General features: G+C 74.0%; 17 protein-coding genes. 7 read left to right on the top strand and 10 right to left on the bottom strand.

Going from position 1 to position 17,957, the window contains the following annotated elements; genetic code table 11:
• Positions 1–43: 43 nt before the first annotated feature.
• On the bottom strand, positions 44–1,327 hold the full coding sequence (locus HNR25_RS10090; protein WP_184634414.1) for a sensor histidine kinase: 1,284 nt from the start codon (positions 1,325–1,327) through the stop codon (positions 44–46).
• A 177-nt stretch (positions 1,328–1,504) separates the two neighbouring features.
• Between HNR25_RS10090 and HNR25_RS10085 the strand changes: the two genes are divergently transcribed.
• Positions 1,505–2,539, top strand: a complete 1,035-nt coding sequence (locus HNR25_RS10085) for a YqeB family protein (protein ID WP_246463557.1) — start codon at positions 1,505–1,507, stop codon at positions 2,537–2,539.
• 30 nt (positions 2,540–2,569) lie between these two features.
• Here HNR25_RS10085 and HNR25_RS10080 read toward each other — a convergent pair whose 3' ends face one another.
• The 6 genes from HNR25_RS10080 to HNR25_RS10055 all read right to left on the bottom strand — a co-directional run bounded on the left by HNR25_RS10080 (position 2,570) and on the right by HNR25_RS10055 (position 9,276).
• A complete protein-coding gene (locus HNR25_RS10080; protein WP_184634412.1) occupies positions 2,570–3,844 on the bottom strand; it encodes an NAD(P)/FAD-dependent oxidoreductase in 1,275 nt (424 codons plus the stop codon).
• A gap of 114 nt (positions 3,845–3,958) precedes the next feature.
• Positions 3,959–4,900 carry an RNA polymerase sigma factor SigJ gene (gene sigJ, locus HNR25_RS10075; protein WP_312862457.1) on the bottom strand — a complete coding sequence of 314 codons (942 nt, stop codon included), beginning with the start codon at positions 4,898–4,900 and terminating at the stop codon, positions 3,959–3,961.
• Positions 4,901–5,133: 233 nt separating this feature from the next.
• Positions 5,134–5,730 (bottom strand): methyltransferase family protein, encoded by a 597-nt coding sequence (locus tag HNR25_RS10070; RefSeq protein WP_312862456.1) that lies wholly within the window; start codon positions 5,728–5,730, stop codon positions 5,134–5,136.
• 188 nt (positions 5,731–5,918) lie between these two features.
• A complete protein-coding gene (locus HNR25_RS10065; RefSeq protein ID WP_184634407.1) occupies positions 5,919–6,494 on the bottom strand; it encodes a DUF4232 domain-containing protein in 576 nt (191 codons plus the stop codon).
• 223 nt (positions 6,495–6,717) lie between these two features.
• Positions 6,718–8,310, bottom strand: coding sequence for an Rv2578c family radical SAM protein (locus HNR25_RS10060; protein WP_184634405.1), 1,593 nt, complete (start codon positions 8,308–8,310; stop codon positions 6,718–6,720).
• A gap of 87 nt (positions 8,311–8,397) precedes the next feature.
• On the bottom strand, positions 8,398–9,276 hold the full coding sequence (locus tag HNR25_RS10055; protein ID WP_184634403.1) for a metallophosphoesterase family protein: 879 nt from the start codon (positions 9,274–9,276) through the stop codon (positions 8,398–8,400).
• Between the two features lie 356 nt (positions 9,277–9,632).
• Between HNR25_RS10055 and HNR25_RS10050 the strand changes: the two genes are divergently transcribed.
• Positions 9,633–10,544 (top strand): helix-turn-helix domain-containing protein, encoded by a 912-nt coding sequence (locus HNR25_RS10050; RefSeq protein WP_184634401.1) that lies wholly within the window; start codon positions 9,633–9,635, stop codon positions 10,542–10,544.
• Complete coding sequence (locus tag HNR25_RS10045) at positions 10,483–11,052, top strand: TIGR03086 family metal-binding protein (protein WP_184634399.1); 570 nt, start codon at positions 10,483–10,485, stop codon at positions 11,050–11,052. Before HNR25_RS10050 ends, HNR25_RS10045 begins: the two co-directional genes overlap by 62 nt.
• 66 nt (positions 11,053–11,118) lie before the next feature.
• Here HNR25_RS10045 and HNR25_RS10040 read toward each other — a convergent pair whose 3' ends face one another.
• The 3 genes from HNR25_RS10040 to HNR25_RS10030 are packed head-to-tail and all read right to left on the bottom strand — an operon-like array spanning position 11,119 to position 13,324.
• Positions 11,119–11,604 carry a MarR family winged helix-turn-helix transcriptional regulator gene (locus tag HNR25_RS10040; RefSeq protein ID WP_376767489.1) on the bottom strand — a complete coding sequence of 162 codons (486 nt, stop codon included), beginning with the start codon at positions 11,602–11,604 and terminating at the stop codon, positions 11,119–11,121.
• 26 nt (positions 11,605–11,630) lie between these two features.
• Positions 11,631–12,326 (bottom strand): alpha/beta hydrolase, encoded by a 696-nt coding sequence (locus HNR25_RS10035; protein WP_184634396.1) that lies wholly within the window; start codon positions 12,324–12,326, stop codon positions 11,631–11,633.
• Positions 12,323–13,324 (bottom strand): ring-cleaving dioxygenase, encoded by a 1,002-nt coding sequence (locus HNR25_RS10030; RefSeq protein ID WP_184634394.1) that lies wholly within the window; start codon positions 13,322–13,324, stop codon positions 12,323–12,325. The genes HNR25_RS10035 and HNR25_RS10030 overlap by 4 nt, the downstream gene beginning before the upstream one ends.
• Positions 13,325–13,493: 169 nt before the next feature.
• Between HNR25_RS10030 and HNR25_RS10025 the strand changes: the two genes are divergently transcribed.
• From HNR25_RS10025 to HNR25_RS10010, 4 genes are all read left to right on the top strand, one after another.
• Complete coding sequence (locus HNR25_RS10025; protein WP_184634393.1) at positions 13,494–14,189, top strand: response regulator transcription factor; 696 nt, start codon at positions 13,494–13,496, stop codon at positions 14,187–14,189.
• A 186-nt stretch (positions 14,190–14,375) separates the two neighbouring features.
• Positions 14,376–14,900: a PadR family transcriptional regulator gene (locus HNR25_RS10020; RefSeq protein ID WP_184634391.1), complete on the top strand. Its 525-nt coding sequence runs from the start codon at positions 14,376–14,378 to the stop codon at positions 14,898–14,900.
• A gap of 104 nt (positions 14,901–15,004) precedes the next feature.
• Positions 15,005–15,634, top strand: coding sequence for an ABC transporter ATP-binding protein (locus tag HNR25_RS10015; protein WP_246464174.1), 630 nt, complete (start codon positions 15,005–15,007; stop codon positions 15,632–15,634).
• The gene (locus HNR25_RS10010; protein WP_184634387.1) at positions 15,631–17,952 is read left to right on the top strand and encodes an FtsX-like permease family protein; all 2,322 of its coding nucleotides are present in this window, start codon (positions 15,631–15,633) and stop codon (positions 17,950–17,952) included. The genes HNR25_RS10015 and HNR25_RS10010 overlap by 4 nt, the downstream gene beginning before the upstream one ends.
• Positions 17,953–17,957: the final 5 nt, after the last annotated feature.

Here is a 17,957-nt window from a genome sequence, read left to right as displayed (position 1 = left end):
TTCACTCTCCGTAGCTACAAGATCGACGCGGTTCGGCGGAGGCTCAGCGCGGCTCGGCGCCGCCGGGACCGGTGCTCGCGCCGGTCGGCTCCTCGTCCGCGCCGCTCCAGGGCAGCCAGACGCGCAGCCGGAACCCGCCCGCGCCGTCGGGGCCGTGGGTGATCCGCCCGCCGGCGAGCGCGACGCGTTCGGCGAGCCCGAGAAGCCCTCGGCCGCCCCCGCCGTCCGGTTCGTCTCGTTCGTCCGGTCCGCCCCCGTAGCCGCCGCCGGTACCCGGCGCGGTGTTGGCGACCTCCGCCGACAGCCCTTCCCCGCACGCGCCCCGCAGAACGACACGCACCCGCGCGTCCGGCGCGTGCCGACGGGCATTGGTCAGCCCTTCCTGCACGACCCGGTAGGCCGTGCGGCCCGCGGTTTCGGGCGGTCGGCCCGATACCCCGTCGTCCAGTTCGACGCCCATCCCCGCCGCCGCCGACTCCGCGACCAGCCCGCGCACGTCGGCCAGTTTCGGCTGCGGAAGCTCGCCCACCGGGGCGCGCAGCACGCCGACGGCCTCGCGCAGGTCCTGCAGCGCCCGATGGGAGCTCTCCCGGATCACCGCCGCCGCGCGGGCGACCTCCGCCGCCGGCGCGTCCGGGCGGTACTCCAGGGCGCCGGCGTGCACGCTCAGCAGCGACAGCCGGTGCCCGAGCACATCGTGCATCTCGCGGGCGATCTGCTCGCGCGCGTGCAGCTGCGCCTGCTCCGCGCGCAGCTGCGCCTCGGACTCGGCACGCACCGCCCGCTCGTGCAGCGACAGCACGAGCCGGCGCCGGTGCCGGATCACCGCGCCCCAGCCCAGTACCGCGACGACCGTCACGGCCGTGAACGCGACGATCCACTCCAGCTCACCGGGGTCGGCCTGCCGGTCCGGGGGAGCGATCCCGGTGAACACCGCGAAGTAGCCGATCTGCCCGGCCACCGCGGCGGCGCCGCACAGTGCGGCGGTGCGCGCGGACCGGTGCACGGCGACGGTGAACAGGGCGACGAGTTGGGCGCCGTCGGCGAGCGCGGCATACGCCGACAGCGGGATCAGCGCCAGCGCCAGACCGACCGGCCAGCGCCTGCGAACCCAGACCGCGGCGCACGCGGCCGCGCAGACGGCCTGTTCGCGCAGCAGAGCCGTCTCGGTGACGTCCGGATCCTCCGCCAGCGCGACCGCCCACGCCAGCCCGTAGAGCACCGCCGCCAGGAACAGGCCGGTGTCGGCGGCCCACTCCCGTGGCCCGCGCCTGATCCCGGAGCCGACGGGCTCCGCACTCGGACTGCCCGGTTCTGTGCGCTCCATGCCCTGAACCTAACCCGCCGGTCCGGTCCCTCCGGGCGGCCGGTGGGCAGGAGCCGACCGGCGTCGGCGGGGCCGATACCTTCGGCTGACAGCGGCCCGCCCGAACGCGACCGACGTCGCCCGGTCCGATACCGGCGGCCGATGCGCCGCACCGCGCGGGCGCTCTAGCGTCGAGGCATGACACGGATCGCCCTGACTGCCCGGATCGCGGGCCTGGTCGCCGGGTCGGTGCTGATCCTCCAGGCCGCCGCCGGACTCGCCGACGTGTCGGGGACGGGCATAGGCGAGGCGGCCGGGCGGCTGTCGGCCGTCGCACGGATTCCCGGGCTGGACGGCTACACGGTCTTCGTCGACGCGTCGCTGCTGGTCGCCGGGATCGCGGTGGCCACCGCCGCGGTGCGCCTGGCAGGCCGATCGGGGGCCGGTCCGCAGAGGAGTTCGGGAATCGCTGGAGCTGAGGAGGGAGCCGCTATGGAACCGGAGGCGCCGAACCCCGGCGGAGCCACGGTCGTCGCGCCGGGAACGGGCGTACGCGTCCTCATGTGGGGCGGGTTCCCGCTGGCCGGGGCCGGGCTCGGCGCATTGCTGCGCAGCCTGGTCGACTGGCTCGCGACATGGCCGTGGGTGCCGATGGAAGGGCCGGTCCGATTGATCTCCGCGCTGCCCGACCTGCCTACCCGTATCGGCGGCGCCGCGGTGGGGCTCGTGGCCGGACTCGCAGTGGCGTTCATCGGCGAAGGCGAGTCGGCCACGGTGACCGTCGACGACGACACGGCCACCATCGACCGCGGCGGCCGGCGGACCGCTTTCGCGCGGACGCAGGTCCGCGCCGTCTTCATGGACGGAACACGGCTGGTGGCCTTGGGTCACGACACCGAGGAGGTCGCCGGTCGGCCCGCCGACCTGGACGGGCGCCGGCTGGCCGCGGCGTTTCGCGCGCACGGCTACCCGTGGCACGACGGCGGCGATCCGCACGCGGCCGAGTACCGGCGCTGGGTCGAGGGGCACCGCGAGCTCTCCGCCGGCGCCCACGCGCTGCTGGCGGCGCGGGAGCGGGCGCTGCGCAAGGACGGTTCCGACGCCGACGCCGACGCCGAGGAGCTGCGCGCGCAGCTGGCCGACCTGGGGGTGGTCGTGCGCGACGAACGCACGAAGCAGTACTGGCGCGCGGTCCCGCTGCGGGGAGGGGCGGACGGGACCGGGCGGGGATGATCCCGCCCGGTCAGGGGGCGTCGCCGCCCCTCACCCCCGGCGCGGCAGGTAGGGGCCGGGGTGGCGGAGCGTGGCGACGACGCCGCGGGTGACCGCCTCCTTCAGCGCGGCCGAGGAACGGCCCGTGAGAGCGGCGCGCACGGGGGTGTCGTCGGCGCGCACGAACTGGGTGACGCCGTCTCGTCGGCCCAGGCTGATACTGACCGCGTTGTAGCGCAGCCGCACCCGCCGCGGTGCGTGCCCGCGTGCGAGAGCGGCGGCCACGTCACCGGCCCCCTGCCCCATCGGCAGCCCCGTCTGGCAGGTCATCCGCGAAACGCCGCCCGGCGTCTCCGCCGCTGCCGCGTCGCCGGCTCCGACGACCTCGGGATGGGAGACGGACCGGACGGACGCGTCGACGAGCAGGCGCCCGTCGCCGTCCACGGCCAACCCCGCGTCGGCGGCCAGGGAGTGGACCCGGAAACCGGCGGTCCACACCAGCGTGTCGAAGCCGATCGGGGCGGCGTCCTCGATCAGCAGCCGGCCGTCCTCGACGGCGCTGACAGCGGTGTGCTCGCGTACCGCCACCCCCAGCTTCTCCAGCGAGCGGTGCAGGTGGCGCCGCGGGCGCGGCTGCAGCCAGTCGCCGACCGGCCGGGCGGACACGAGCTCGACGCGCGCCCGCGGGTAGGTTTCGGCCAGCTCGCCGGCCGTCTCCAGACCGGTCAGTCCGCCGCCGGCCACGACGATGCGGTGGTGCTCGGGGCCGTTCCCGGCCGTGCCCGCGGGCGGGAGCCGGTCGGGCTCGCCGCCACTGGCGGCGGGCGCCCCGCCGGCGCCCCGGGAGACGGGTTCGGGGCGAGGCGCCGGGGCCTCGCCGCCGAGGCGGGCGGCGAGGCGGTCGCGCAGCCGGGCCGCCCGGTCGGCGTCGGCCACGGCGAACGCGTGCTCGGCCACGCCGGGTACGCCATGGGTGTCCCAGGAGCTGCCCAGCGCGTAGACGAGCGTGTCGTAGTGCAGTCGTCCGTTCGCGGGTTCCCCGTCCCGCCGGTCGGCCAGGTACACGGTGCGCGAGTCCGGGTCGATGCCCGTCACGCGCGCTGTGACCGTTTCGACTCGGGTTCCCCGGAGGAGGTCGGGGATGCGGATGTCGGCGAGCTCCTGGCCGGCGGCGACCTGGTGGAGCCGGGTGCGTTCCACGAAGGCCTCGGTGGCGTTGACGAGGGTGACCTGCGCTCGGGTGGTGCGCAGTTGCCGTGCGGCGCGCTTCGCGGCCGCCAGGCCGGCGAAGCCCGCTCCCAGGACGACGACGCGGTGGTGTGCCATGGTTCCTGCCCTTCCGTGTTCCTGCGGTGGTCCTCGGAAGTTGAACCGGTGGCGAGCGCGCCGTGTGACAGTCGGATCGGTGACCCGTGTCACACGCTCCGGTGCGGGGCGGGGTCAGTCCGCCGGGGCTCCGTCCGCGTCACCGTGTGCGCCGGTGCCGGTCTGGCTCGCGAAGTACGCCAGTTTCCCGGGATTCAGCACGGCGCGCACCGCCGCGACGCGGCCGCCGGAGTCGGCCTCCAGCCACACGACACCGATGAGTTCGCCGCCGATCCGCAGCACCCCCGCGGATTCGCCGTTGACTTCGGCGGCTTCGGCCCGGAGCCCCTCCGCTTCGGGAAGGGCGGCGACAGCGGCCAGGTACCGCGCCACCTTCGCGCGCCCGGAGATCGGGCGGCGCGCCGCCCGGGTCGCGCCGCCGCCGTCGGACCAGGCGACGGCGTCCTCGGCGAGCATCCGCTCCAGCGCCCGCACGTCGCCCTGGACGGTCGCCGCGAAGAACCGTTCGACGATCCGGCGCTGCTGCGCCGTGTCGGCGGCGAAGCGCCGCCGGGGCGCGTTCACGTGCTCGCGTGCGCGCCGCAGCAGCTGCCGCGAATGGTCCTCGCCGACGTCGAGCAGGTCGGCGATCTCGCGGTGGGTGTGGCCGAAGGCCTCCCGCAGCACGAAGACGGCGCGTTCGGGCGGGGTGAGCCGTTCGAGCACGACCAGCACGCCCACCGACACCGAGTCGCGCTGTTCGGCGGTCTCCAGCGGGCCCAGCGCGCCGTCGTCGATCAGCACGGGCTCGGGCAGCCACGGGCCGATGTAGCTCTCGCGGGTCGCTTGTGCCGATGTGAGCCGATTCAGGCAGAGGTTCGTGACGACCTTGGTCAGCCAGGCCGCGGGTACCCGGACGGCGGCGGTGTCGGCGGCGTTCCAGCGCAGGTACGCGTCCTGCACGGCGTCCTCGGCCTCGGCCGCGGAGCCGAGCATCCGGTAGGCCAGCCCCAGCATCCGGGGGCGCTGCTCGTCGAACAGCGCCGCTTTGGCCGCATCCGCCTCGGGAACCGCCACAGGAGCCGGCGCCGGATCCGCCTCCGGTGACCGTTCAGGGGCCGCGGGGGTGTCGCCGGTGTGCTCGGGCCGGGCGGTGCCGGAACCGGGCCGCCCGGCATCACCCGCCGGCGCCGGCGCAGCGGGCCGCGGGTCGTGATCGGGGCGCGATGGGGCCACACGTCGATGCTAATCCCGCCGGATCCGCCCGGCCGGCCGCCCTGCGGGAACGGGGCCGCCGCGTCGGCGGTTCCTCACGGGCGCAGGCGGCCGACGAGCGGAACGAAGCGGCCGGTGCGTGCGGCGTAGTCGCGGTAGGCGCCGCCGTGGGTGTCCAGCAGGTAGGGCTCTTCGACCAGGCGGACCTGGATCTGTACCGCGGCGACCGCGAGGACGAGCCCGAGCGCCGCGACGGGGTTGGGGACCAGGAGCAGCATGCCGGCGAAGACCGCCGCGACGATGCTGAAGATCGCGTTGCGCACGAGGCGGAACGGGCCGTCGGTCACGAGGTCGGTGTGCTCGCCGCTGTCGACGCCCACGCGCCAGGACGAGCGCATCGAGCCCTGGGCGAGGGGGACGGCGGCCAGAGCGAGGGTGAGGATCGCGATTCCGGCGGCGGACGCGGCGCCGGAATCGAACAGGGCGGGCATGCCCAGCAGGGCGGCGACGGGCGCGGCGAATCCGGCTACGAGCGCGGCGGCGAAGGCGGCTTTCCCCCACCACTGGACGCTGCCGGGGGCGGCGTCCATGCGCAGTCCGGAGTCGCCGGTCCGGCGGCGGTGGCGCCACGACTGCACCCCGAAGGCGATCACGAGGAGGGCGGTGAAGTACGCCAGTGCGATCCAGGCCACGGGTTCCGTCCTTTGAAGATACATGATGTCGTGTATTCAAAGAATAGTGAATCATGGAGAGGGCGGAACGGCAACAGTTCCGGCGCCGGATTCGGGTCGGCGCTCCGGTGGCCGGGCGGGGATGGCGGCCCGTGGCCGGATCCGGCCACGGGCCGTCCGCCCGCCGTCGCGCGTGGCGCCGGAAACGGTCAGTCGTGCGGGCCGGGTGTCACCGGCGACAGGCTGGTGCCCTCGATCTCGGTGTCGGCGCAGACGTAGATGCCCGGCCCCATGCCCGCGCGCCCGCCTTCACCGTCCGGGCCGACGAAGTACTCGATTCCGTAGACCTCGGTCGGTTCGCACTCCTGGGGATCGTGGTTGCGGGCGCGGTGGTGGTACATGGTGAACTCGGCGGATTCGCCCTCGTCGAGCACGAACGGTTCGCCCGGTTCGCCGCGTTGGACCGCCCAGGAACCGACCTGCTCGCCGTCGACATCGATCCAGCGCACATCCACCGAACCGGGCATCAGGCACGCGCCGCTGCCGTCGAATATGTGCAGCAGCGCGAGCTCGAAGGCGATGGTGCCGGCGGCGCCGTGACGGCCGTTCTCGATGACTTTGACGTGGTGGCTTTCGCATGCCGGCACCGATTCGGCGGACGCGTATCCGCCGGGGTCCGCCGCGGCGAGCGGCGCGCCCGCCACCAGGGCGGGCAGGGCGGCCCCCGCTACGGCGGCGGTGCGCAGGCCGGCGGTGCGGCGGGAGGCGGCGGTGAACACGGACATGGTTCCTCCTTCGTGGATCCCCGCGGGGACGACTCGGTCGTCACCCAGTGTGAGGAACCGGCGGAGGGTCGGGGTTCGGTGAACCGCCCGTGTGGAGATGGCATGGATCGGACATTGCCGCAGATAAACCCGGATGTCGAGGGAGTCTTCCGAGGTGTGTGCGGGATCGGGGTTTTTACCGTACGTGTTCGGTTCCGAGTCAGCGGTGGGCGGACGCGCTCCGTCACGTTCCCAGCAGCGGAAGCTGCTCGCCGTATCCAGAAGGCGGGCCGCTCCGCCCCGCCGGCGGATCCTCCGGGGCAGCGGGGCGGTGGCGGGTCCCGCCGCCGCTGCCTCCGTCCCCGGGCGGCTGCGCAAGGCCGTGGCGGCGGGCGGCGTCGCGGACCCGCGCACCGATCAGGTCGCGGTAGTCCCGGGGGGCGTAGGCGCCGCGCCCGTACAGCTCGCGGTACGTCGGCACCAGGTGCGGATACTCGCGGGCCAGCCACTGCAGGTACCACTCCCGCGCGCCGGGGCGCAGGTGCAGCACGATCGGGGTGAGGCTCGTCGCGCCGGACTCGGCGATCGCGGCGACGGTGGCCTCGATCCGCTCGGCGGAGTCGGTCAGCCCCGGCAGGATCGGTGCCATCAGCACCGAGCAGTTCAACCCGCGATCGGCGCAGCGGCGGACGACGTCCAGCCGGGAGGCCGGGCGCGGCGTTCCGGGCTCGACCGAACGCCACACCCGGTCGTCGAGAGAGCCCACCGATACCGCCAGCCCGACGTCGGTGACCCGGGAGGCCTGTTCGAGGAGGTCGAGGTCGCGCAGGATCAGCCGGCCCTTGGTGAGGACGGAGAACGGGTTGGCGAAGTCGCGCAGAGCCGCGATGATCTCCGGCATCAGCCGGTACCGGCCCTCGGCCCGCTGGTACGGGTCGGTGTTGGTGCCCATCGCGATCGGTTCGCCCGACCACCGCGGATTCGCCAGCTCGCGCCGCAGCAGTTCGCCGGCGTTGACCTTGACCATGATCGTGGAATCGAAGTCGTGCCCGGAATCGAGGTCGAGGTACTCGTGGGTGCGCCGGGCGAAGCAGTTGTGGCTCACCACGCCGTTCGCGAGGAAGTCGCCGGTGCCGGTCGTGATGTCGTACAGGGTTCGGACCTCGCCGGTGTCCTCGATCGACACCACGCCGAGCGGGGTGTCCGGGTTCAGCGCGACGCCGTCGAGATCGCCGGGAGCGTCCGCGGACCCGCCGGGCCCCAGCAGCCCGGCGCCTTCGGCGAGATGCGGGCGCCGCCGGTGGCCGGACACGGCACCGGTGACGTGCTTCCAGCCGTGGACGGTGAGGAAGCGGTGGTCGCCACTGGCGACGAGGACCGTTCCGTCCGCCAGCGTGATGCGGTACGCGCGCTTCTCCGTCGTCCAATGCGCCAGCACCGTCGTCGGCGTGTAACGCCGGTGGTCGCCGGCGCTCCGTGTTCCGTAGATCCGATCGCCGACCCGGATGCCGGCCAGGGGCGCGGTCCGGCCGTCGGCCATGAGGATCGGGGTGTCGCCGGACAGGCAGTACACGCAGGCATGGCTGCACCCCCGGTACGGGTTGACGGTCCAGCGGAACGGAACGGCGGCTTCGCCGGGCACGCGGTTGACGATCGAGCGGGCCCGGATCTCCACTGCCACGGCGTCGCCGCCCTCACCGCCGAGTACCGGCCCCGGTCCGGGCTCGCTCAATCCGGCCCGCCCCGTGCCGCGCTCCGAGCCGGGCCCGGGTGCGACGTCGGCGCGGTCGAACAACGCGGGGTCGTCGTTCCGGTCACGCAAGGATTCCCAACGCATGCCTTCTATGCGAACACACGTTCGAACGGGTGTCCAGTCGTGGCCCGTGCCGGGCGGCCCGGTGACCAGGAGCGCGAGCGGCGCCGGTCAGTCCCGGTCCGGTGCGGGAAGCACGCGGTAGAGTCGGTCGTCGGGGACCGGGCGGCGCTTCCACTCGCGCGGGTAGCCCACCGACACTTCCTGGAACCGCACCCCGTCGTGGTGGGTGACCCGCGGGATGTGCAGATGGCCGTAGACGACCGCGGCGGCGTCGTACTTCGTGTGCCAGTCCGCGGTGTGCACAGTGCCGCACCACTGGGCGAACTCGGGGTAGTACAGGACGTCGGTGGGATCGCGCACCAGGGGATAGTGGTCGACCAGGACCGTCGGCCCGCCGACCTCGGCGAGCCGGCGCTCGCTGTACTCCAGGCGCGCCCGGCACCACGCGTCGAGACTGGGGTAGGGATCGGGGTGCAGCATGAACTCGTCGGTGCACACCACGCCCGTGCTGTGGGCGTATGCCAGGCCTTCCTCCTTCGTGGAGGTGCCGGGAGGGCGGAAGGTGTAGTCGTAGAGAGTGAACAGCGGCACGACCGTGACCGGGCCGCCTGCGCCCCGCCATACGGGGTACGGGTCCTCGGGGGTGTGCACCCCCAGGTCCCGGCAGATGTCCACCAGCTGCTCATAGCGGTGGACGCCGCGCAACTGGCGGGGGTCGCGCGGGGTCGTCCACAGCTCGTGGTTGCCGGGGACCCACACCACTTCGGCGAAGCGTCCGCGCAGCAGGCCCAGCGCCCACTCGACGTCGGAGGGCAGTTCGCCGACGTCGCCGGCCACGATCAGCCAGTCCCCGGAGGTGCCGGGGTGCAGCCCTTCCAGCACCTCGCGGTTGCCGCTATGGGACACGTGCAGGTCGCTGATCGCCAGCAGGTGCGGTTCGAGGGCGCCGGCGTGCGCGGCGCCGCCGGCGGTGTCGTGTTCGGGCATCGGCCCTCGGCCCTCCCAGGTCCGGATCGGCTGCCGTCGTCGCAACAGTCTCGGACACCCGCCGTCGGCGCGCGAATCCGGCCCCGCACGAGCCGCGAAGCACGACCGGAAGGGGCTGCGGGGCCCGCCCGGCGGTGCGGGGCGCGTGTTCGGCCGGGCCGCAGCGGGTGCGGCGGATCCCGCCGCCGTGGAGACCGCCGGGTGCCCGCCCGCCGTGTCCGACCGGACCCCCGGCGGGCTCGGGCGTTCGCCCCTCCGCCCCGCGCGGAGGCGCACACGGCCCCCGCCGCACCGCCGGAGGGACGTGCGCAGGCCGGATCCGCGAGCCCGGCGACGCAGCGAAGGGAGCGCGTCCGATGACCCGGTACACGCCCGCCGCCGTCCCCGGGGACCTCGCCGGCGATCTGCTGCTGCACTGGTCCGCGCGCATCGAGGGCCGTCAGCGGCTGGTGCCCGACGGCTGCGTCGACCTGCTGTGGACCGAGGGCGGGCGGGTCGTGGTGTGCGGACCGGAGACCACCGGATGGACGTTCTCCCTCGGGGGCGGCGCGGTGGCGGCGGGCGTCCGGTTCCGGCCGGGGCGCGCCGGACCGCTGCTGGGGATGGACACCGCCGACGCCCGCGAGCGGCGCGTGCCCATCGAGGACGTGCTGGGTTCGGGGGAGCGGCGCAGGCTGCTCGAACGCCTCGGCGGCGCCCGCACGGACACCGAACGCGTGGCCGTGCTCGAAGACCTGGTGCGCCGCCGGCAGCGCGGCGCACCGCCCGCCGACCCGGTGGCCGCGGCGGTCGTCGGCATGCTTTCCGCCGACCCCGCGACCCCCGTCGCTGTGCTCGCCGCCGAAACCGGGCTCAGCGAGCGCCAGCTGCACCGGCGCTGCACGTCCGCGTTCGGCTACGGGCCCGCCCTGCTGCGCCGCATTCTCCGCCTCCAGCGGTTCCTGCGCCTGGCACGCCGCCCGGCGGCCCCCGCCGACCTGGCGGGCTTGGCGCACGACGCCGGATTCACCGACCAGTCGCACCTGCACCGCGAGTGCCGCGACCTCGGCGGCGCCGGTCCGCACGAGCTCACCGGCCGCCCCGCCGCGCGGGGCGGCGGGCACGGCGGTTCCGGCCCGCCCGGTGCGTTGGGTGCCGGTGCCGGGCCGGCGCTCGTGTCCGATCCGTACATGACCGCGCGCGGGGTCGCGGGAGAGAATCGGGGGTATGGACACATCGAATCGGGATACCGCACAGGTCGCCGAGCGCTATCGCAAGCTGGCCGCTGAGTTCACCCGGCGGGTGGAGGGCGTGCCCGCAGGAGGGTGGGAGGCGCCCACGCCGTGCGCGGAGTGGAACGCCCGCGATCTGCTGCGCCACATGATCGGCAACCATACGCGCATGCCGAGCCAGGTCGGCATCGACATCGAGGCGTCGCAGTCGCCCGACGAGGACCCGGTGGCGGCGTGGCACGAGGTACGCGCGGCCATGGAGGAGATCCTGGACGACCCCGAGCAGGCGTCCAGGGAGTACGACGGCTACTTCGGCCGCCTCAGCGTCGCTTCGACCGTCGACGACTTCCTCGGTTTCGACCTGGTCGTGCACTCCTGGGACCTCGCCCGGGCCACCGGGCAGGACGAGACGCTGCCCGCCGACGAGCTGCCCCGCATCCGGGAGATGGCGCACGGGCTGGGGGACAGCCTCCGGATGGAGGGGGTCTGCGGCGCCGAGGTCACCGTGGACGCCTCCGCGTCCGAGCAGGACCGGCTGATGGCCTTCCTGGGCCGCCGGCCCTGACACGCGGCGGGGCCCGGAACGCAGCCGCGCGGGACGGCCGGTGGCGCGAGGCGGAGGACGGCCGCCTCAGCCCCCGGCCGCGCCCGCCGGGCCGTCGTCGGCTTCGAGGGTGCGCATGATCGCGGACAGTTGCCGGACCTGGTCGCGGGTGAGCCGGTCGAACACGCGCTCGCGCACGCGGGCGACGTGGCCCTTGGCGGAGCCCCGCAGTATCGCGAGCCCGTCGTCGGTGAGGATCGCCCAGTAGCCGCGGCGGTCCTCCTCGCAGGGCTCGCGGCGGACGTAGCCCGTGCGTTCCAGTCGGGTGATCTGGTGCGACAGGCGGCTCTTGGAGACGATGACGCTGTCGGCCAGGACCCGCATGCGCATGCGGGCTCCGGGCGCCTCGGACAGGGCCACGAGGATGCCGAACTCGATCAGGCCGATGCCGTTGCGGGTCTGCAGGTCGCGGTCCAGCTCTTCCTCGATGCGGGACTCGGCGCGCAGCAGGTGGCGCCACATCGCCTGCTCTTCGGCGTCGAGCCAGCGTACTCCCTCGTCTTCAGCGGACATGGGCGTCATCGTACTCACGCCCGCCCTCACCCGGTCCCGTCCGCGGCTGCGGACGGCGGTTCCGCGCGGTTTCGCGGATCGGGGGAGACGGTCGGCCCGCTGCCGACCAGCCAGCTCTGCGCCGCGGCCAGGACCGCCGGCGGAAGCTCGTGGCCGCCGCGGTGCTCGTGCAGCGTGGCGTCGGCGCCGCGGGCGCGCAGCTGGCGGTCGAGCAGCCGGGCGTCGTCGATGGTGGTGATGGGGTCGGCCTGCCCGGCGCCGAGGAACACGGGCGTGCCCGACAGGTCGACGTCCGCGGGTTCGCGGTCCTGGAGCGGCGCGGCGGCGGCGAAGAGCGCGGCGCCCGCCAGGGTCCCCGGGTGCAGCAGGAGGGTGGCGGCGCCGATGTTGGCGCCGTTGGAGAAGCCCACGGCGATCAGGCTGCGGGGGTCGAATCCGTACCGGTCCACGGCGGCGGAGACGAATCCGGCCAGCTCGCCGGCGCGCGCGACGACGTCGTCGACGTCGAAGACGCCTTCGCGCAGGCGGCGGAACCACCGGTTGGCGCCCTGCTCGTCGACGTTGCCGCGGGGCGACAGCAGACCCGCGCCCGGCGCCAGCGCCCGGCCGAGGGCGAGGAGGTCGTGCTCGTCGGCGCCGGTGCCGTGCAGAAGCAGCAGCGTGGGGTGTCCGGGCTCTTCGGCGGGGACGTAGACGTGGTGGAAGTCCTCGGTGGTGGTCACCGTTCTGCCTCCTCGCTGTTCGCGGGCGCCGCCGGGGCGGCCCGGTCCTGTCCGTCGACGACCAGTTCCGGCAGGTGCCGCTCGATCTCTTCGCGCTGGGGTTCCAGCCACGGCGGCAGCTTCAGGTCGCGGCCCAGCTGCAGCAGCGGCTCGTCGTAGTCGAATCCGGGGCCGTCGGTGGCGATCTCCAGCAGAACGCCGCCGGGCTCGCGGAAGTAGACGGACGTGAAGTAGGACCGGTCGCGGATCTCGGTGACCCCGACGCCGTCGTCGGCCAGGCTCTGCTGCCACTCGATCTGGGTGGGCTGGTCGGGTGCGCGGTAGGCGACGTGGTGCACGGTGCCGGCCGCGACGAGGCCGTTGCGGGCCGTGCGATCGGCGATCACATCGACGACCGTCCCCACGCCCGCGCCTGCGTCGTCGGTGCGGAAACGGTAGCGGTCGCCCAGTTCGGCGGCGAGCTCGAAGCCGAGTTTGCCGCCGAGCATGCCCGCGGTGGCGTCCAGGTCGTGTTCGGTCAGTGTGACCCCGCGGATTCCGCGGATGGCGTGCTCGGCCGGGATCCCGCCGCCTTCCCAGGGGTCGGTCCCGTTGTGGCCGGCGCCGGCCACAAGCTCGATGACCAGCCCGTCGGGGTCGTGCAGGCTCAACACGTCCTCGCCGAGCCGTTCGACGGGCCGGCCGGTCTCGATGCCGAGCGAGCCGAGGTGGTTCTGCCACCAGCCGAGCGAGCCTTCGGGGACCGCGAAGGACGTGGTGGTTGCCTGGCCTGCGCCCAAGCGGCCCTTGGGGGCGTTGGGCCAGGGGAAGAAGGTCATGATCGTGCCGGGGCTGCCGGCGCGGTCTCCGTAGTACAGGTGGTACGTGTCGGGCGCGTCGAAATTGACGGTCTTCTTGACCAGCCGCATACCCAGGGCGTTCAGGTAGAAGTCGGCGTTGGCCCGGGGATCGCTGGCGATAGCGGTGACGTGGTGGAGGCCCGCCGGGCGCACATCCATGCTCGCTCCTCCGTAGTGATCATCGTGATTGTGACTTCGGCCCTGGAAACAGTTGAATATTGAACTATATTCCCGCGATGCGTCCAGAGGCCGGGAAGGACGCATACGTAGGCCGGGGTGCGCCGGCCGCCGCTCGGTGCGCACCGCGCCGCCGGTCTAAGCTGGCGGCATGACGGCTCCCGCTGCCCCCGCCATCCGCGTGCTGATCGTCGACGACGACCCGCTTCTGCGCGCCGGACTGGCGATGATGCTCAAGGGTGCGCCGGATCTGGACGTCGTGGGCGAGGCCGGGGACGGCGCCGAGGTGCCGGAGCTGGTGGCGAGCAGCCGCCCCGACGTGGTGCTCATGGACATCCGCATGCCGTCGACGGACGGGCTCGCCGCCACCGAACGGCTCCGTGCCCGGGAAGACGCCCCCGAGGTGGTCGTGCTGACCACGTTCGACGCCGACGAGCACGTGCTGCGGGCGCTCGGCGGCGGCGCGGCGGGGTTCGTACTCAAAGACACCCCGCCCGACGAGATCGTCGAAGCCGTCCGGCGCGTGGCACGGGGCGAGCCGGCGCTGTCGCCGTCGGTGATCCGCCGTCTGATCGCCCGGGCCGCCGGCGGCGACGGCCGCCACCGGCGGCGGGAGCGGGCCCGCGAGCGGCTGAGCATCCTCAACGACCGCGAACGCGACGTCGCCGTCGCGGTCGGCGAGGGCCGTTCCAACGCCGAGATCGGTGCCGCGCTCCACCTGAGCGTCCCCACGATCAAGACGCACGTCTCGCGTGTGCTGGCCAAGCTCGACCTGAACAACCGCGTCCAGATCGCCCTGCTGGCCCACGACGCCGGCCTCGTCGAGGACACCGGCCCCGGCGACTGAGGGCGGCGGTCCTCGCCGGCAAGGCGAGGCACGACCTCGACCGCGACCGCCGCCGCACCGCCGAGTCCCTGTCGGCGCGGCTGGACGGGGCGGACGAAGACCGCTGACCGGCGTCGCGGTCGTCGGGCGGCACCTCTCTCGGTCGACTATACATGTGGTGTATAGATCTCGTGTATAGTCCCGGGTATGTCATTCGCGCACACGGTTCTCGGGCTATTGGAGAACGGCCCGGCGCACGGTTACGACCTGAAGCGGGCCTACGACCAGCACTTCGGACAGGACCGGCCCCTGCACTACGGCCAGGTCTACTCGGCGCTGGCGCGGCTGCTCAAGAAGGGCCTGGTCGAGGTCGCCGGCACCGAGCAGGGCGACGGTCCCGAACGCAAGCGCTACGCCATCACCCAGTCCGGTGTCACCGACCTGGACACCTGGCTCGCCAACCCCGAAGCCCCGCAGCAGTACCTGCACAGCACGCTTTACACCAAGGTCGTCCTCGCGCTGCTGGCCGGGCGCCCCGCTGCCGACGTTCTGGAAGTCCAGCGCAGCGCCCATTTGGAGACGATGCGCGAACTCACCCGGCGCAAGGGCCACGGCGACCTCGCCGACCAGCTCATCTGCGACCACGCCCTCTTCCACCTCGAAGCCGACCTGCGATGGCTGGAGCTGACCGCGGCACGGCTGGACGAACTCGCAACGGAGGTGCACCGGTGAACGCACCCGGTACCGACGCGCCACCGCCCGACACGCAGGAGCCCCCCGGCGGTGCGCTGCTGGCCGCCCGCGGCCTGGCCAAATTCTTCGGTCCCACGACGGCGATGGAGAACGCCGCCTTCGACATCGACCCCGGCGAGATGGTGGCGGTCATGGGCGCCTCCGGGTCGGGCAAGACCACGCTGCTGCACTGCCTGGGCGGCATCCTCGCTCCTGACCGCGGCTGGATCCTCTACCAGGGCCGCAACCTGGGCGCGATGTCGGAGAGCGAGCGCAGCGGCCTGCGCCGCAGCGACTTCGGCTTCCTGTTCCAGACCGGCGGGCTCGTCCCCGAGCTTTCCTGCCTGGAGAACACGGCGCTGCCGCTGCGGCTCAACGGCACCCGCCGCAGGACCGCCGAGGCGCTCGCTCGGGAGCGGCTGGAGAGCCTCGGCGTGGCGGACACGGCCCAGCACCGCGCCGGCGAGGTCTCCGGCGGCCAGGCCCAGCGCGTCAGCCTGGCCCGGGCGCTCGTCGCCGAGCCCGCGATCCTGTTCGCCGACGAGCCCACCGGCGAGCTCGACTCCCTCAACGAGGAGAAGGTGATGCAGCTGCTGACCGACGCGGCCCGCCGCAGCGGCACCGCCGTCGTGGTCGTCACCCACGAGGCCCGGGTCGCCGCCTACGCCGACCGCGAGGTCACGGTCCGCGACGGCCGCACGCGCGACCTCGCCACCCCGGGAGCCGCCGGTTGACGGGAACGACGGCCCGCCGCACGGCACACCCGCGGAACTTCGCACCGCTGCGCTGGGGCCGGGAACTGTGGCTGGGCGCCCGCATGTCGGTCTCCGGCGGCCGCGACGCCTGGATCCGGCTCGCCCTGATCACCTCGGGCATCGGCGTCGCGGTGGCGCTGCTGCTCGTCGCAGCCGCGGCGCCGGGCATGTCCCAGAACCGTCAGGGGCGCTACGACATGCGCTCCTACGATGTCAGTACGCAGCTCCCCGAGCCCACAGAGCAGACCCTGCTCATCGCCGACGTCGGCACCCGTTACCACGGCGAATCGGTCTACGGCCGCCTGCTGACCCCGGAGGGCGCGGAAGCGCCACTGCCGCCCGGTGTGGACGAGTTCCCCGGCCCCGGGCGGATGGTGGTCTCCCCGGGGCTGGAGCGGCTGCTCGACTCGGCCGAAGGGGAGTTGCTGAAGGAGCGGCTGGACTACCGCGTGGTCGGCACCGTCGGCGACGAAGGGTTGGCGGACCCCGGCGAACTCGTCTACTACGCCGGTGCCGAGCCCGGGCTGCTGGACCCGGACACGCCCTCGAGCCACCGCATCGACGGCTTCGGCTACTCCCCGGTCTCGACCGGCCTGCAGGGGCCGGCGCTGGTGCTGGCGCTGGCCGGCGCCGTGGTGGCGCTGCTGCCCCTGGGCGTGTTCGTGGCGGCCGCGCTGCGGTTCGGATCCGACCGGCGGGACCGCCGGCTGGCCGTGCTGCGGCTGATCGGCGCAGACGCGTGGACGGCGGCGCGCACCGCCTGCGGCGAGACCCTCATCGGCGCGCTGGCCGGCATCGGAGCGGGATTCGGGCTGTTCTACGCATTGCGCCCGCTCACGGCGTCGATCGAGATCGGCGGCGTCGGCGGGTTCGCCGCCGCCCTCGTACCGCACCCCCTGCTCGCGGTCGCCGTCCCCGTCGGAGTGGCGATCCTCGCGGCGGCCGTCACGCTGGTCTCCACCGCCCGTGCGGCCGCCGACCCGCTCGGGACCGCGCGGCGCACCGCGCGGCCGCGCCGCCGACTCTGGTGGCGCATCGCCCTGTTCGCGGTCGGTGTCGGACTGCTGGCCACGTTTGACATGCAAACTTCCGAGACCGCGCTGGTCGGCGGCATCCTGGCGTTGCTGGTGGGTGCCGGGCTGGTGACCCCGTGGCTGTTCCAGATCGCCGTCTCCCGGGTGCGCCGCGGCAGCGTGCCCGTACTGCTGGCGGCGCGCCGGCTGCACGTCGACGGATCCTCGGAGAGCCGGGCCGTGGTCGGGCTCGTGGTCGTGGTGACGGGTGCCGTCGCGCTGCAGACCCTCATGGCGGGATCGGAGCAGCGGCGCGCCGAAGACGCGCTCCCCGCCGGCGAACGCGTCTACTCGGCGCACGTGCCCGACCTACCGGTGGCCGGTGCCGCCGAGGTCGCCGAACGGGTCGGCGCCGTGCCGCAGGTGGACGACGCTGGCGCCGTCGCGGAGTACTGGGGCGTCGAGAGCCCGAACGGCCCCGTATCGCTGCATGTGGGAAGCTGTGCGGCGCTGCGTGATCTTGCCCGGATCGGCGGATGCTCGGACGGCGGCGTCTTCGCCGTCGAAGGCGCGGAAACACCGGTGGAGCAGGGGCAGCGGCTGCGGATCCGGTCAGCCCGGGGTACGGCCGCCTGGGAACTGCCCGAGGCCGCCCCCAGCGTCGCGCCGCGTGACCCGGTCGGACTCGGCGGCGGTCCGGAGGCCGGGGCGGTACTGGCGACCACCGGTGCCGTGGACGGCGCGGACCTGCCCCGGACCAGCGTGTCCGTGCTCTTCGGTTTCGACACGGAGACGCCCCGGGCCGTGGAGCGGGCGCGCAACGCGGTAGCCGAGTTCAGCCCGCTGGCCCTGCGCGCCTCCACGGCGGCGGGGGACGGAGACGACACCCAACTGGCCCGGGTCAGCGCCCTGGTTTACGCGGGCGTCGGCGCGGCCTTGGCCGTGGTCGGCCTGGGGCTGCTGATCTCCGCGGTCGAGCGGCTGCGCACGACCAAGCGGGAGCTCGCGGTGCTCGCCGCCGCGGGCACACCCAAGCGGGTCCTGGCGCTGTCGATGCTGTATCAGGCGGCGATCCCCCTCGGCGTCGGCTTGGCCGTGTCCGCAGCCGTCGGGATCCCGCTGGGCGCTGTGCTGCTGGACGAGGCCGGAGTCCCCTTTGCCGTCGACACCGCGGCGATCGCCGGGACGATCGGCGCGGCGGCAGCGGTCGTGTTGTCGGTGACCGCGCTCAGTCTGCCCGCTCTGGCCACGTCGACCCGCCCGGAGAACCTCCGCACGGAGTGAGCCGC

Origin of the sequence: Streptomonospora salina (assembly GCF_014204715.1) — a bacterium.
Lineage (GTDB): Bacteria > Actinomycetota > Actinomycetes > Streptosporangiales > Streptosporangiaceae > Streptomonospora > Streptomonospora salina.
The sequence above is the reverse complement of the archived record's forward strand: the minus strand, read 5'-3'. Positions and strand labels throughout refer to the sequence as shown.